The 16,102-nt window shown below is 36.2% G+C and carries 11 protein-coding genes; 2 read left to right on the forward strand and 9 right to left on the reverse strand.

Translation table 11 applies throughout. The features are described from left to right. Positions 1-16: 16 nt before the first annotated feature. From ACO1XM_RS07185 to ACO1XM_RS07195, 3 genes are all read right to left on the reverse strand, one after another. Positions 17-526, reverse strand: coding sequence for a hypothetical protein (locus tag ACO1XM_RS07185; RefSeq protein ID WP_486227328.1), 510 nt, complete (start codon positions 524-526; stop codon positions 17-19). Positions 527-669: 143 nt separating this feature from the next. Next, positions 670-1,503 (reverse strand): hypothetical protein, encoded by an 834-nt coding sequence (locus tag ACO1XM_RS07190; protein WP_486227330.1) that lies wholly within the window; start codon positions 1,501-1,503, stop codon positions 670-672. Positions 1,504-1,705: 202 nt separating this feature from the next. Continuing rightward, a complete protein-coding gene (locus ACO1XM_RS07195) occupies positions 1,706-3,187 on the reverse strand; it encodes a hypothetical protein (RefSeq protein WP_486227332.1) in 1,482 nt (493 codons plus the stop codon). A gap of 265 nt (positions 3,188-3,452) precedes the next feature. On the opposite strand from ACO1XM_RS07195, the gene ACO1XM_RS07200 reads away from it, so the two are divergent. Beyond that, on the forward strand, positions 3,453-6,665 hold the full coding sequence (locus tag ACO1XM_RS07200; protein ID WP_486227334.1) for a beta strand repeat-containing protein: 3,213 nt from the start codon (positions 3,453-3,455) through the stop codon (positions 6,663-6,665). Continuing rightward, positions 6,662-7,132: a T9SS type A sorting domain-containing protein gene (locus ACO1XM_RS07205; RefSeq protein WP_486227336.1), complete on the forward strand. Its 471-nt coding sequence runs from the start codon at positions 6,662-6,664 to the stop codon at positions 7,130-7,132. Before ACO1XM_RS07200 ends, ACO1XM_RS07205 begins: the two co-directional genes overlap by 4 nt. 95 nt (positions 7,133-7,227) lie before the next feature. On the opposite strand, the gene ACO1XM_RS07210 is transcribed toward ACO1XM_RS07205, so the two are convergent. The 6 genes from ACO1XM_RS07210 to ACO1XM_RS07235 all read right to left on the reverse strand — a co-directional run bounded on the left by ACO1XM_RS07210 (position 7,228) and on the right by ACO1XM_RS07235 (position 15,718). After that, positions 7,228-9,156, reverse strand: coding sequence for a sensor histidine kinase (locus ACO1XM_RS07210; RefSeq protein ID WP_486227338.1), 1,929 nt, complete (start codon positions 9,154-9,156; stop codon positions 7,228-7,230). 32 nt (positions 9,157-9,188) lie between these two features. Further along, entirely contained in the window at positions 9,189-9,560 is a 372-nt protein-coding gene (locus ACO1XM_RS07215) for a hypothetical protein (protein WP_486227340.1), read from the reverse strand. 3 nt (positions 9,561-9,563) lie between these two features. Further along, complete coding sequence (locus ACO1XM_RS07220) at positions 9,564-10,904, reverse strand: DUF4476 domain-containing protein (protein ID WP_486227342.1); 1,341 nt, start codon at positions 10,902-10,904, stop codon at positions 9,564-9,566. Between the two features lie 22 nt (positions 10,905-10,926). After that, positions 10,927-13,098, reverse strand: coding sequence for a TonB-dependent receptor plug domain-containing protein (locus tag ACO1XM_RS07225; RefSeq protein ID WP_486227344.1), 2,172 nt, complete (start codon positions 13,096-13,098; stop codon positions 10,927-10,929). A gap of 30 nt (positions 13,099-13,128) precedes the next feature. Next, positions 13,129-13,632, reverse strand: a complete 504-nt coding sequence (locus tag ACO1XM_RS07230) for a YfiR family protein (protein ID WP_486227346.1) — start codon at positions 13,630-13,632, stop codon at positions 13,129-13,131. A gap of 262 nt (positions 13,633-13,894) precedes the next feature. Next, positions 13,895-15,718: a tetratricopeptide repeat protein gene (locus ACO1XM_RS07235; RefSeq protein WP_486227348.1), complete on the reverse strand. Its 1,824-nt coding sequence runs from the start codon at positions 15,716-15,718 to the stop codon at positions 13,895-13,897. Between the last annotated feature and the right edge of the window lie 384 nt (positions 15,719-16,102).

Consider the following 16,102-nt stretch of genomic DNA (forward strand, 5'->3'; position numbering starts at 1 on the left):
AAAAATGTATTTATACTCATTTGTTAATGTATTTAGTATGAAGCCCTGCCACACTAATGAGGTATAAACCAGAAGGCATATTCATCATATCAATTTCTTTCAAAAGACTTCCAGCTTCGTTTGTAGTTCTATATTCATAGAAACAAAGATTGCCATTGATAGAAGCTATGGAAACAGGAACAGTTGTGTTTGGCCTAAGTCCGGATGCCTGAATTGAAAGTAGCTTATGCTCTTGTGGATTGATGAAAACAATTAGTTGTTGTTGTATGCTTTCAACTGATAACTTAATAATTGCAGAATAGTCAAAGAGACCACTAAAATCTGTTTGTTTCAAACGATAGTAATTATTACCAGCTTGAGGTTTAGTGTCTGTAAACTGGTACTCATTTACCTCATTACTTGTTCCTTTACCCGTAACATTGCCTAGCGTGATAATTTCATCTGATTCATTTAATCTTTCTATTGTAAAAAAATCGTTGTTGAGTTCGCTTACTGTTGTCCACTGAAGTAGTACATCTCTTCCCATTTGCTGCGCAGTGAAAGACACTAATTCGATTGGCAAATCTATGCTGCAAGCCTCTCCACCTGCTGAACACTCACAAAATGTTAAGTCTGAAGTATCATAAACACCACTTAAGCACCCTGCATCATCAAAAGACTCAGCTACTGTTATCTCACCCCCACCCCACCCAGCAGTTGGCTATCTGGAGTTGTGTTAAATATATTTAAGTCATCATTAACAATCAATGTCCCTTCAATGGTAAAATTACCAGACCCAACCAAAGTAGGAAAACTTGGTGAATCATCTGCGTTCGCTACATCTCCCGTTACTTCGGCAATTCCTCCTGGCTCAATCAGTACCGTACCATTATTATAAACAAGAAGATGCCCAATAATACCAACAGTAGCATCGTCCGTAATAGTTATAGATCCCCCGTTTACCTCCATATTCCCTTGGATTGAAAGATTTCCTTCTACACTTAGATTGCCCATTACTACGTTATCGCTAGTACCGCCTGTAATTAAATCGCCAGAAGCCGCTATAAAAATATTTGCACCACTGGCTATAGAGAAGGTGCTTCGCAGACTTTCCATATTTCCATAAATATTGAGTGTACCACTTACCGAAATTGCTTCTGCACAGGTTAAACTTGCACCTTCAGAAACAGTAATAATGCCTCCACTTAAAATATCGATCGGGCCGTCTGTATTTCCATTGACATTCCCATCATCAATTGTCACAACAGCTCCACCCTGAACATTCAATATTGCGTTGTTATCGATGACAATTCTTCCACTTCCTCCGTTAATAGTAAGAGTGCCGCTTGTCCAGTTAACAATTCCGGTAATAGTTACACTTGAACCTACTGAAACCAAACAATCTCCAAAAAAAATACCTCCCCCAGCCAAATCATTTTCATCAGTCGGACACTGTTGTGCATTGACCATAAAAGTTAACCCAAGCATGAGTATGCATAGTAGCAGTATCTTATAGCTTCTCATATAATACAAATTAGTTGAGAGTATGTGAGCTGAAAGATATTTGAAAGGATTAAGAAAATCTATTATTGAACTTTTTGCAATAACAATTAAACTATAAGGGTAATTGATCTAAAAAACACATGGATGATCTAATGCTTTATTAAAAATAAACATCATAGAATATTCTTATAGGGAGAAAATAGATCTTTTTAGCTTTGACTGGCTACTTTATAAACTTAGTGTGGAGTGATGCAACTTTAATAATGTACAAACCAGGATTCAGAGTTGTCGTGTCTATCTCTTTTAAAATAACACCACTCTCGTTTGTAGTCTCATACGTAGATAATATAATGTCTCCGTTAACTCCTAAAACAGAAACAGGAAGAATTGCAAATGGTATAAAACCACTGGCCCGCAAAGAGATAAAAGTCTCCTGGTTTATATTTGTGAAGATGCTTAACTGCTGTCTTACTTGATTCACATTGAGTTTAAGAGTTTTTGAATAAGTAGAATTACCATTAAAGTCTGTTTGTTTTAACTGATAATAGTTGTTTCCAATAAAAGGGTTTCGGTCGATAAAACTATACTCACTAATTTCGTTGGTTGTTCCCTTTCCAGGCATTTTTACTAGCACATTAATATCATCTAAATCTGTGAAGCGTTCTAATGTATAAGATTCATTGTTAAGTTCAGAGGCAGTAATCCATTTTAACAAAACACTATTGCCCATTTGCTCTGCACTAAAGTCAATAAGTTCAATAGGTAAAGATGCGCTACAAGCTGCTCCATTGCCTGAACAATCACAGAATGTTAACTCATCTTGCGTGTAGGTCTGGCATTCTGCATCAATAAAGTAGCCACCAAAAACAGATAATTCACCACCCACCTGACCGAGTAATTCACTATCAGGGGTGGTATCGTCTATATACAAATTATCTCCCACAACTAAAGTCCCTCCAATGATGATGCTTCCAGGTCCTGCAGGCGTTCGGAAATCAGGAGAGTCATCCGAGTTGGCCAAATTCCCAGCAATTTCTACATAAGCATTATCAATAATCTGTAGAGAGCCTCCACCATAAACAAATAAATCATTATCCAAATTTACATTAGCGTTATCGGATATAATGACCGAACCACCATTTATTTCAACATCACCTAACATGGTAAGGTTACCTTCTACATTTAATGCACCAACAATGGTAGCATCTCCGCTGCCGCCTAAAGATAAGTTACCAGTCGCGTCAACAAAAATAGTGCCTCCTGAACTTATATCGAAAGAACTCCGCAGACTTTGAACAGTCCCATATATATTGAAAGTACCATCATCCACCGTAATTCTTTCTGCACAAGTTATAGAAGCACCTGCAAATACGTTAATTGTTCCTCCGGGTAATACATCTATTGGTCCATCAGTGTTTCCATTAGAGTCACCATCATCGGTTGTAATAATGGCACCCCCTTGCACATTTAGTACTGCACCATTGTCTACTCGAATTCTCCCACTACCTCCCGTAATAGTTAGGGTACCACTGGTCCAGTTTACTGTTGCTGTAATGGTAACGTTTAATCCAACGGCTAAAGCACATGTACCAGAAAAAGTTCCGCCATCTGCCAAGTCATTCTCATCTATAGGACATTGTGCTAGACTAGTTAAGGTTGCTGCTATCAGGGGGATGGCTGATAAAAATTTCATGCGGTCTCTCATATCAACAATGGATTAAGTGAGAACTGTAATATTGAAAATCTATTTAAAAAAATAATGGATACCAATTATTGATCACCTATAGATGATAATTGATCTTTTTAGAATATACTTTTTAAAATAGCCCTTTTATTTATAGAGATTCTGAATTAAATATTAAGCTAATATTAATACCAACTGAGCTACGTATTACATCCTTGTTATTAAGAGGCTACTAATTTTATGATATCAAAATGCAAATACTAAAGTTCAATAAAAGGTCAATTTTATGAAAAATTACATACTCATATTATTTATTTTCATGAACATTCTTTGTCATGCACAAGCACCACTTCGCATAAATTTTCAAGCCGTTATCAGAAGTAATGAAGGAGATCTTATCACATCAGAGAACTTGGTACTTGAAATTGGATTTAAGTCTAGTCTCTCCTCCGCTGGTTTTGCATACCGTGAGTCTCATAATACTCAAACCAATGCGTACGGTCAAGTAGCTATTCAAATTGGAAACGGTACAATTTTAAGTGGAAACTTTAATGCTATCGACTGGTCTAGTGGTACAGTAACCTTTGAGGCGAGTGCTAATATTAATGGAGCCAATGTAGCTATTAGTCAACAACAACTTTCCTCGGTTCCTTATGCATTATTTGCCACAAAAGCGCAAAGTCTTAGTGGAGCAGATGATATTGATAATACAAACGAAATACAGTCTTTAAATTTTAATGGGACAGTGTTGGGTATTAGTGGGCACCCCACAACGATAAATCTTGCCTCATTACTTGACAATACCGATAATCAAATATTAAGTTTCAACAACAATAATCTTAGTATTTCCGGAGGAAATAGTGTTAATCTGAGCACACTCATTAATGATGATGACGCAGACCCGACAAATGAATTGCAAACCCTAAGTTTCTCCAACACCACATTAAGTCTATCTGGAGGTAATTCGGTTAACCTGACAACTCTTTTAAACGATGCTGATGCTGATCCTGTAAATGAAATTCAACACTTATCTCTTTCCGGATCAACTTTACAATTATCGCAATCAGGAAACACTGTTAATCTTGGGCCTTATGTGGGCACTAATACTGATGAGCAAACCTTATCGTTTTTAGGTACAAGTTTAAGTATCGCCAATGGAAACGCTGTTGATTTAGCTTCTTTACTCAATGATGCAGATGCCAGCACAACTAACGAAATTCAGGATTTACAGTTAAGCGGAAATATACTTTCGCTTACCAGTGATCCAAGTACTATTGACTTAACGCCCTATTTACAAAATGCACAACAGGTGGCATTTAGTAATACAACTTCGGGACTTTCCGCCACAACAGTACAAGCAGCTATAGATGAAGTGGTGGCAGAACAATTAAATAATTTACAGGAAGCTTATGGAGGCGGGTCCAGTATTCAGCTGAATGGTACCGATGAGTTTAGAATAATAAATAGTACGGCAGGTTCTGTACTTTCAACATCTAATGCAGTCAGTGGAGTGGGTATAGGCATTGAGTTGCCGTTACATAAAATTCATGTAGATGGTACCACTACCGCTACAACACATACTGGTTATGATCCTCTAGAAGCAATAACAGGTTCAAGCTATGAAACTGGTGAGCTACACTTTTTTACGGAAGGTGATGCAGCCAATCATGTAAATATTGGTGTGACTAATATTCTTAGCGGGACAGGATTCAATTTTGCTACTTTAAATATGGCAAACAATGTTGGTGCCACTCAAAATTATGGGAGTTATGGTTTTGCAACAGGCGCTTCGGGATCTAATGTTGGCCTAAGAGGCAGGGTGGAGGGCACAAATGCTACAAGCACAAATTATGGCTTGCTTACGACTGTTGATGGAGTCGGAAATTTTAATTTTGGTGTTAATGCAAGCAGCACTGGTTCCAGTAACGAAAATATTGGTGTTCGCGGTACCGCCAGTGGCGCTGCAACAACAAGCTATGGTGTTATTGGATTAACAACCGGTTCCGGCACAACCAATTATGGAACATACGGAAGGGCTTTCGGTACTGGTACAACCAATTATGGAATTTATGGTACTGCTAGCGGTGCCACCACTAATTACGCTGGTTACTTCCAGGGCAATGTTGCCGTTGTCACTGGAGGATTAGAAGTAAGCACCCTATCGAGTAGCGGTGCTACAGTAACTGTTAATGATAATCTTAGCATTACAGGAGGTGGACTGGAGGTAACAAATATCTCGAGCACTGGCACGACAGTGAGTATTAACGATAATCTTAGTCTAACAGGAAACATTACTGGAAGTGGTAACCTAAATATTACTGGAAATATTTCAAGCAGTGGCAATTTAAGTATAGCAGGGCCTTTGGTAAGAGGCTCAACACAAATTATTGATATCAGAAATGAAAGTGTATATGCAGGTCCATTAGCAGGATTAGGCAATGTAGGTGCTACATACAGAAATGTTGCTGTTGGGCATGCTAGCTTGCAAAGCCATACCACAGGACCTGACAATGTTGCTATTGGTGCGTACTCAATGAATGACAATATTGATAGTCATAGTAATGTAGCCATTGGTTCATTTGCAGGAGAACAACTAACAACTTTAAGTTCAGGAAATATTGCTGTAGGAAGTAATTCATTATCAGGGATTACAAATGGTTCTTCGAATAATATTGCAATAGGAATTTACAGCATGGATGCGGCATTATCGGGAAACTTTAACATTGCGCTGGGCGTATCTGCTATGAATACAAGCAGTAGTGCCGGAACTCAAAACATTTCAGTAGGTGGAAATTCTTTAACAAACATAAATGGTGCCGATAACAACGTGGTTGTTGGACATGGTGCTGGTCAAAATATTGACATAGAAAGCTCGAACGTGCTCTTAGGCTCATTTACAAATACAGTAGGTAATGTACAAAATGGCGTGGCGATTGGATACCAGGCTACTGTAGCCCAGAATGATGCTATCATTCTGGGTAATGTTGGCAACGGAAATATACGTGTCGGCATTGGAACAAATACACCCAGTGAAAAAATGCATGTAGTGGGTAATGCCATTGTCACAGGTATTGTGACGACCACTTCGGTGACTGAAACTTCTGACATAAGGTTAAAGGAGAACGTAAAAGGACTAGATGCAAATACAGTAATGAATATTATAAATGCCATTAATACTTATCAGTATACCTGGAAAGCCGACAGTATTGCTGATGAAAAGCGTATTCAATATGGTGTAATAGCTCAGGAGATAGAAAATATTTTACCAGAAATTGTACATACTGACGCGAAGGGTTTTAAATCAGTAAACTATACTGCGTTTATTCCATTTTTACTAGAGGCACTTAAAGATCAGCAAAAAAGAATTGAAGCCTTGCAAAAAAATAATGATAATTTAAGATCATTGTTTGAAAATGAGCTAGCTATTTTAGCTGATGAAATAAAGCTGATGAAAGCTGAAAAAGCTAATGACAAAAATCAAAATGCTAATAAAAAATGAGAGTAATAGGAATAATTGTTTGTATACTATCAGTCTGTTATGAATTAAAGGCGCAAACACTAATGGGTAGTGGAGGCGCTTATCATATTGATTCGGGAATGCAGCTCCAATGGTCCCTTGGTGAGAGTTTCATTGGAACCAACAATAATTCCAGTAACCATCTACTTATTGGTTTTCAACAACCAATAAGTACCCAAATTGTTGGGCTTAACGATATTGAGAAACTGGAAGGTATAGGTCTGTACCCCAATCCTTTGCTTAACCATCTCTATGTAAAATTACCTGCTGGGATAAAGGATGATTATGAACTTAAGATATCAAATATGCATGGCCAAAACATTGAGATTTTATTAGAGCTTGAGGCTGACCAATTAAAAATTGATGCTTCAAAATGGCCATCTGGTGTTTATCTATTGCAACTGAGCCACGCTAAGCAAGTATTTTTTGCAAAATTACTGAAACTCTAAAAAACATCCATTCTTGCTAGCGCTTCAAGTAATTGACAAAATAATTTACATTTTTTACTTCCAACTCTGACTAAAATAGATATTTAAATTTCCGATTAGATTCTAAAATTAAGTATAAAAGTTGAGCCTTCACCAGGCTCACTAATTAATTCAATTTCAATATTAAGTTTTTCGGCCAACAATTTTACAATGTATAAGCCCAAGCCTGTAGATGATTCTCCGGCTGTGGGTTTAGCTGAGAGGCGCTGAAATTTACCAAAAGCCCTGGTTATGTCTTCTTTTGTAAAACCTGGACCATAATCTTTTATTCGAATACTTTGCTCACTTATTGAAAAATCAATTTTTGACCCATATGATGAAAATTTAATTGCATTGGATAATAAATTCTCAATAATTCTGATCAAATAATTGGAGTAGCTCTCAATAACAACATCTGCATTAAGCTCAGTGTCGATTTTTATTCTTTTCTGTGTAGCAATCACATCCATATTATTCAGGAGTGGTGCTACCAGTTCCGATAAATTAATTTTCTCAAATTCTATACTATCACTTTGTTGTTCAATTTTTGAAATACTGCTTAGCTCATTAATCAATTTTATCCCATGGTCTGAGGCTTGCTCTATTCGCTTCAGCATATCATTCATAGCCTCTGCATCGTTGACATGGTTTATCAGCAATTTACCCAATGCTTTAGTCTGATTGAGTGGGCTCCTCAAATCATGAATTACGATATTGACCAGATTATCTTTTTCCTGCATGGCAGCCACAAGGGCACTATTTTTCTGTTCTAGCTCATTTGTACGCAACGCCACTGCCGTTAATAAATTACTATTTTGCTTTCGCAGTAATTTATAGTATTTTTTAATTACAGCACTCTGATAAATAAAAATGGCTATGGTAAAACAAATGGCTTCAGCTACTCCGCCAGACATGATCACAAAATCACGATAGAATCCCAGGTTGATAAACTGATTTTGAGCTGCAAGATAGATAGCAACACTAAACACCATTAAAACCTGCCCAACACCAATTAATCTGTAGTACGATTTAAAGACCCTGCTTTTATAAAAGCAGATGAGTGTCATGAGTAACACTGAGAATGCAATGAGCATTGACGAAATCTGAACTACAACAATGGCTTGGGAATACTGATTATTCCACAGAAAATAAACTGTTGGAAAAACAGGAAAAACTGTTAACACCCAGAAATTAAAATAGAACAATGTCCCGGCAAGTTCATTGGCTTTGAAAGCATACTTTAGAAAAGAAAGGATAAAATAGGAAACTGCAAAAGTATACAGCAGAAAAAGATAATTAAATATTGGATGTTCCGGCCAGATATTTTCAAAATAAATTCCGGATTCGACTAATGGTACTGTACTTGCAGCAACAATGAATCCGATATAGAATAAAAAATGGAATTGTTTGGTTTGTAAAACCAACACAATAACAATTATTATTATCACCAGCAATATCCCAATATATAATCCGTAGATTAAGTGACGTCTGTCAGAGTCTCCCGATATAACTGACCAATTTGTAATACGTAGATCCGTATTTAGAAAATGGCCGCTTTTTAAACGCAAATAATGCCAGTTTGAATCTGCATTGACAGGAAATACAAAGTGATCAGACAAGATTGGTCGTGTAGAATATTTTTTTAGAAAACCTGTAGATAAGTGGGAATAGCCTGATGAGTCATTGGGATAAAAGTAATCTAAGTAATGAATTGTAGGGGTCGATAGCTCTAGATACAATAGATTATTGTCTGAGCTTTTTAATTTCTGCTTAAATTTTATCCAAATTGCTGACTCGGTAATATTATAAAATAACTTATTCTGGGTTAGTGGTTTGAATCTGCCATCGTTATTAAGAATATCTGAAAGCTCATATCTTGCCATTGTATCTTCTAAGAACCAAAAAGTCAAATTGTCATTTGGCTGTCCCTTAATTTCAATATTTAAAAGCAACAACATTCCTAGAATAACAGGTGTAAACCGAAGTATAGTCAACCATTTAGACATTACGATTATCTTAATTGCTAATTGATTGCCAATCAAATTACAATCTGCTCTTCATTTCGCACCACTCGTATTGGCAAGCCTATTATTAAGCTTACAATTGATGCACCTACTAAAACAAGTTTGGAATCGGTTACTACCCAAATCCGATCGATATGCTTACTGACCCTAGCAATACACTTTTGAAAGATTACACGTGCTCTTGGTTCGTAGTTTTTCATATCTGTTGCATTAAAAACAATAACGAAAGTTTTTTCAGGTTGATCATGGCAAAATTTTTCCCATTGGTTGCAAAGATCCAGCGCTTTATTTTGCGTAAGAACCCCATTAAATTTAAAGCGTAAAAAATCTTTACCGGCACGTCTCACTTGTTCAAGCCAATTATCCTTTTGAATTAGATTTATCATATTCTATCGGTTCTTTTTTACAAAATTGCTTAGGTCTGTAATGCGATTTTCGTTTATAAAGGCTTTGTTGAGTCGGAAATATTTATCCTTATCTGAAGTACGTGAGAAAGCAAACTTTGCAAAATCTAACTTTCTATCTTCATCAATAAAAAGTTCCAAAACTCTGTAAACCTGATTTGTATTTAAGCACTCCTGATCAAAAACAGATTTTGCTACTTCCATTTTGTTATCTTCATTAATAGGTTCATCAACAGCCTCTAATGCCTCATCAAATTCATTTGATTCCATTGCTATACAAGATGAGCTGACGCTGGTTGTGTTATATGAGGGTGTTGGTGAAGGTTGCTGCTGAATATTTTCTTTCTCATTTATGTCTTCATCAACTGGCGTACTTTTTTTACTAGCTATTGGTAAGGCACTCCCCTTTGTCTGATTAGACCCAATAAAATTTATTAATTTCTCTTTATTGAAATCCGCCATTAGTGCATCTACTACCACTCCATAGTTAGCCTGGTCATAGGTTCGCAAATACCCAAGTTGTGCAACTTCATACTGGTAATCATTCATTTCAATCATCTTGACCAATTCTGCAACCTGGCTTGCCAACATGCACTGTTTATTCATAAATTCCTTTATATCTTTTGCCTTATACATTTCCATACTTACACTTGAAAGCTTGTACTTAAACTTCAAAAATGTTTGAGCATCCACTGAGGGGGCAGTGCACATCAGGCCATCATCTACTCCAGGAATCTGACTTGAAAAAGTACTTTCATTTGTGTTTGTCGCCTTTTTTTCTTCAGGAATTTGCAAGTTCATGCTAACACCATTTTGACTTACGGCTACCTGTAGTTCCGTATTACCATCTTGTGTCTGAATGTTTGTTGACGCATTACCAGTCTGGTTGGCATTTATATTCACAGACGCATCGGACTTATAGGCTGCACTTGTATTGGTCGAAGCATTTCCATTTAGTTTTTTTTGTTGACTATGCTGGTCGGGTGAAGTAATGATGTTATCAGAGATAAGCTTCAAAAATTGCTTGCCTTTTGTATCCTTAACAACTTTATAAGCCAATTGATGTATTTTACCATCATCTGCTAATTCAAGCTGAGCATTTAATTCAGGAATTCCTTTTCCCACAAATGCTATCCGAATATGATTACGTCCAATTCTGAGTCCATGAACAACGGCAACTGTATTTGCCATCGGACTAACATTGGTTGCATTAAGATAAAGAATGAAGGGTTCATTTTCTGAAACAATAGACAGGCTTGAAGTTTGAGCAATAGCTAAGTCTGAAATAAAAAGCATAATACTCACGAAAAGCATCATTTTTTTCATAATTAAAATTTCTAAATTAAGGTTACAATTTTGGTTTATAAGTAAATCCTAAGGTTACATCTATACCCCGCGCAGGAAAGTGATTAATAAAGTCCAGAGATGACGAAGGGTAATAATATGTTGCGTTCAATAAATTTCTGAACATCAGGTTAAACTGAAACGGAATTGTTGGTGGAGCCGCAACGAGATTAAGGCGAGTTACAAAATAATCTTTTATACCTTCTCGCATGTCATAAACAGGTTGTTCAAAACCGCCTCTGAAATTACCACCAAGATTAAAGCTCATCCATTTTACAGGAATTGTGTAATCAAAATTTAGCATTGTAGTAGGCATATACATGATTGATTCACCAATACCGTTATCGCTATTAAAGTATTGCGTAAAGTTTACCTGCAATATTGTTTTGGAAAACCTAGCTACTATTTTAGCATCCACTCCGTTATTCGACTGAATGATGCCATTCCCTACATTTACAAACTGACCTATAAAACCATTGGCTTTTAACTCGTCAGAAATATTTGCGTTTGTTTCCAATCTATTAGCAATACTTGAATGAAAAAATCCAGCCTCAGTTCTAAAGTTGGATTTCCAGTTTTTAATCCATTGCAGTTGATAAGTCTGTATTCGTTCTGGTGTATTGGTAGGATCACCTAATATTGACACTGAAGAAAGTGTTTCAAATCCATTAGGAATTCGGGTGGCCGTTCCTGCCAATGCTTTTATTGTCCCCGCTTTTTCTCCATCAAATACAAGCGCCATTTTGGGATTAAACTCAGAATATTGCTGGCTAGTTAATATTCCAGATCCTGAAAAATTGTCAAAACGTGCACCTACATTTAAGTAAAGTTGTTTAGTGATGTGATAATCTGCCTGTGCATAAAAGGCTAAGGTTTGGCGTGAGGCATCTAGATCGAATAACCAATTATTTTCAGCGTCACGGATTTCGCGAAAAGGATAAAACTGAAGGGGAACTAGATTCAATTCACTTGGCCTAACGGCATCAATTACTTTATCATCGGCTACATAAACACCTAATACAATGTTATTGCTATTCTTATAGTTATATGTCCATTGTCCTTCGGCATCTAATGATCTGGTGTCCGCTCCTTGTCCATCAATAAAAAAAGAAGTTTGAATATCCTCACCATTTCTATATAGAGTAACAACATCTAATTGAGGGGGTGCCCCTGGTGTAACCTGAGGAACAAAAATTGGAATGAGTGCTACTTCTGTCCAGTTATCGTTATGCCATCCACCAGAAATTTTGAAGGTAGATTTATTAATTTTTTTTGAATAATCTAAGCCCAATGAATAGGCATGCATGTATAATTCCAACTCGTCCATACTGGCAGGGTTAACTGCGTTAAAACCTGTAAAAGTATTTCGACTTTGCTTTGTAAATTTACTTTGCACATTAAGATTATTCCACGACATAACTACTTCTCCATCATAGGTATAATTAATCCCATCTCTGAGTTTTTGATTGCCAAAGAGCGTATTATTAACCTGAAGTTCTTGTCCATCTTCTTTCGAATAACGGAAGGCTGCATTTAAACTGCCCTTCTTTGAAATCGGTGTAAGCAAAGTTCCATTATAAATTACACCGCGAGCTGTTGGTGTCACCGCTGCACCTGCACTTGCAGTAGCCTCGGCATTACTTTTATTTAGTTTCTTTGAAATGATATTTATTACAGCTGTAAAAGCGCCTGTGCCATAAAGCGCAGAACCGGGCCCCCTGATAATCTCAATTCGCTCAATATTATCGAGCAGATATTCTTCACCTCCAAAACGATTACCGGGCAAAAAGGCATTTAAGCGTTGGCCATTAAACAGCATTAATATATTCTGGCCTGAGTCAAATCTAAAACCAAAACCAACGTTCTGGTGAATTGGCTCACCTATACCCCAGTTACTTCTGTCTTGGTGGTTATTGGCAATGTCATTTAATAATTGGCCCAGGTTTTGATAACCTCGTTGCATGAGTTGTTCAGCAGTAATTACCTCTGTTATAGCAGGGGCTACATCGGCTTTACCAGCGGTTTTTGTGGCTGTGGTAATTTCAAGATTTAGCAGATCCTCTAAAGAGAGTTCAAAAAGATCCACTACTTCTTCAGTATTAGACCCTTGGGCATACAAAAGGTTTGCACATAGCAACAGCGTAATGCTAAACCAATAGTGTTTAGTTGATTTCATAAGGCATCATTTTTAATTTTTGAACAAAGGCTAAATAATTTTTTCTGCCATGGCAGAAAAAGAACTGGCTACTTTTATTTTCTTTTCTTGGAGTGCTGAAGCGTTCAGCTGATAGAACAATTTATCGCCCTTTTTAATAAAGTTGAGATCACTACCTTTCTCTAAGAGCCCATCAGCATTGGTAACAAGTAAAATGGGTTTAGCACTGGGCACATTTGATAAAGTTTCATCTTGCGCATTACCCGTTAAAATTATAATGTGACATGATGGTAGGCTGGAAAGATTCTTTACTTGCTTTACCATAACTGCACGATTCCCGATCTTTCTTGATTTAGCAATTTTCTGAAGTTCATGGAAAATTTCTCCATCACCTACAACTACAATTTCAAAATTGGCTAAATCATCGGATGGCCACTCCAAGTATTTAATAGATTGATATAAGAATACAGCCTGTAAAGTGGCTGAGCTAACTTGGCTATAAGCGAATTCTACACTGAATAGCCAAAATAAAATTAGGGCTTTTATCGTTCTCATCGGCATACTGTTTATTGAACCAGGAACGATATAAAAGTAGAACTTGAAAAATCAAAGAGAGGTTTTGATTAGCTCAATATATGTAGGAAATGGGTCAGTGTAGAAAATAATTTCAATTGGAACTTAGTGAAGTAAGGTCATCCAATCCATCAAACTATTTTATTGTGCTTATCGATAATCGCTAGCTTTAATAAGAATCTTTGGTTTTGTTTAAAATCGCAGCTGCTAGTTAATGCTGGCTTTTAAAAGAGTGGCGGGGATGTTAATCTAGATTTTGGAAGAACGAATGAATATCAATTTCCTCGCTCAGGTTTAATTTTTTCTTTAGTCTGTATTTGGCGATTTTCACGCTTGATGACTCTATATTTAATATAGACGCTATTTCTCTGTTTGTAAGATTCATTCTAATCAGGGAAGCAAGGCGTTTTTCTGAAGTGGATAACTCAGGAAAATCAGTATTCATTTTATCGAAAAAATTACCATGAACGGTTCCAAAGTAGCGGTTAAAATTATCCCATTCTTTTTCAAGTGTTCTATTCAACTGAAGATTACTGAGAAGTTGTCTTACATCTTTTGCTGAATCCGGAGATTGAAAATGAAGGCGTTTCAGGCTTTCCTCTATCTCCATGAAACTATTATTCATGTATATCATTTTAAGTGCCTGATCATGTAAATCCTTATTTTTTTTATCTAATTCCTGCTGAAGAAACAAGTTATTAAGAATCTGTCTTTTTTGTCTGTTTCGATAGAATAAAACTAAACTAACTAAAAGCGAAATGAATGAAATGGAGCCAAGTGCTATAGCAAGTATCAAGTTTCTGTTTTGAACCTGATCTATTTGATTTTGCTTTTCTAAGGCATCTATTTCGTTTTGCTTTGCCAATGTTTCAATTTCAGCATAGAGTGAACTTAACTTTCTTTGATTTTCAGTATTAAAAAGTGAATCTTTACTTTGGTGATAAATAGCACTATAATAATAGGCTGAATCGAATCTAGCTTTTGATTTAAATACCTCTGAAAGAACGTACGCACTATTGATGGTTTCGAATTTCATGTCTTTTCCTTCAACTGCCTGATACGCCCTTCTTCCATAATATAATGCGCTGTCCATGTTGTTTAATTTCAAATAATTATAGGACAGATGACTCCATATTCTTGAGGTTAGCATGAAATGGGAAGAGGTATTCTGACTAAGCATTTTCAATAAAATAGCGCTTGACTCCTTAAAGTCACCTTTGAGTGCGATTAACGCTGCTATGTCTAAATCTAAACTTGCATGCGTGGCTTTGTCATCCGAAGTTGAAAGTAAATGCTTAGCCTGTTGATAATAATACATTGCACTATCCAGATTGTTCTGTTGCTGGTGAATATTACCCATGAGCTTAAATATATTAGAATTATTAATACTAGATGAACTTGGGATATAAGCCTTGCGCAAGTATGCGAGTGCCTTATCATATTGCCCCATCTGCTCATATATATCTGCTACTTTCTTCAGTTCGTATGCGTATGTGCTCACATTGAAACCAGCACCTATCTTATGCCTCAAAGCTTGTAAATAGAAATCTAAGGCCTTTGAATAATTTTCTTGTAAATACTTAATATTACCTAGCTGTAAGAATACGGCCGCGATACCTTTATCATTCTTATTCAACTGATAATTTTTCATAGCCTCAGTAGCATACTTTTCTGCTTCAGCAAATTGACCTCTTCGTATGGTTATCTCAGTAAGTAAAAAATTGTATACTCCCGCTTCAACTAATTCAGCTTTGTCGTTACCTGTTTTAAAATAAGCTTCGCACTCATTTAATAGTTGCTTAGCTGAGTCAAGCTTCATTCTATTAATAAGATACAGTGAGCGCATAAGCTTTCCCTTTACAAGACCAAACTCATTACCCTCCTGTTTACTTAATACTATTAAATTGTTTGCAACAATTCTTAGACTGTCTCCTGCCTTTCCTTTTATCGAATTTGCTAAAGTATATAAGCTGTCAATTTTTTCTTCCACTAAGCCCTGAGCAGATAACTCGATACTCCATATCACATAAACCGAAAACAGTAAATAAAATAACCCTTTACTTTTCATATCAGAAAATTCTATTTATCAACATATTTATACCATAACTGGCCTTTAATGCCTAAGTATCAATAAAATCTTTACAGCACGTTAAACTATATATCAATATAAATAAAGGTTAGACAAATACCATTGGTTAATACTATTATAATAATCAGATGGTCAGGATTTACAATAAACTAAATACGTATTAATACGGAGTAAAGGAGATAATTATGCAAATAAACCAAAGAAAACTTATGAATAGTAGTACTCTTCAAGCCTAACGAAGGAGATTGCGATTAATTATTGAGATGAGTTTCATTTGTCTAGAAAACGCTGTGCCTTATTCTGATGACATAACTTTATAACTGTGTTTTAGTAAGCCTAAATATCTGTTAATTCTAAAAGTTG

The sequence above is a fragment of the Chryseotalea sp. genome (assembly GCF_057350905.1).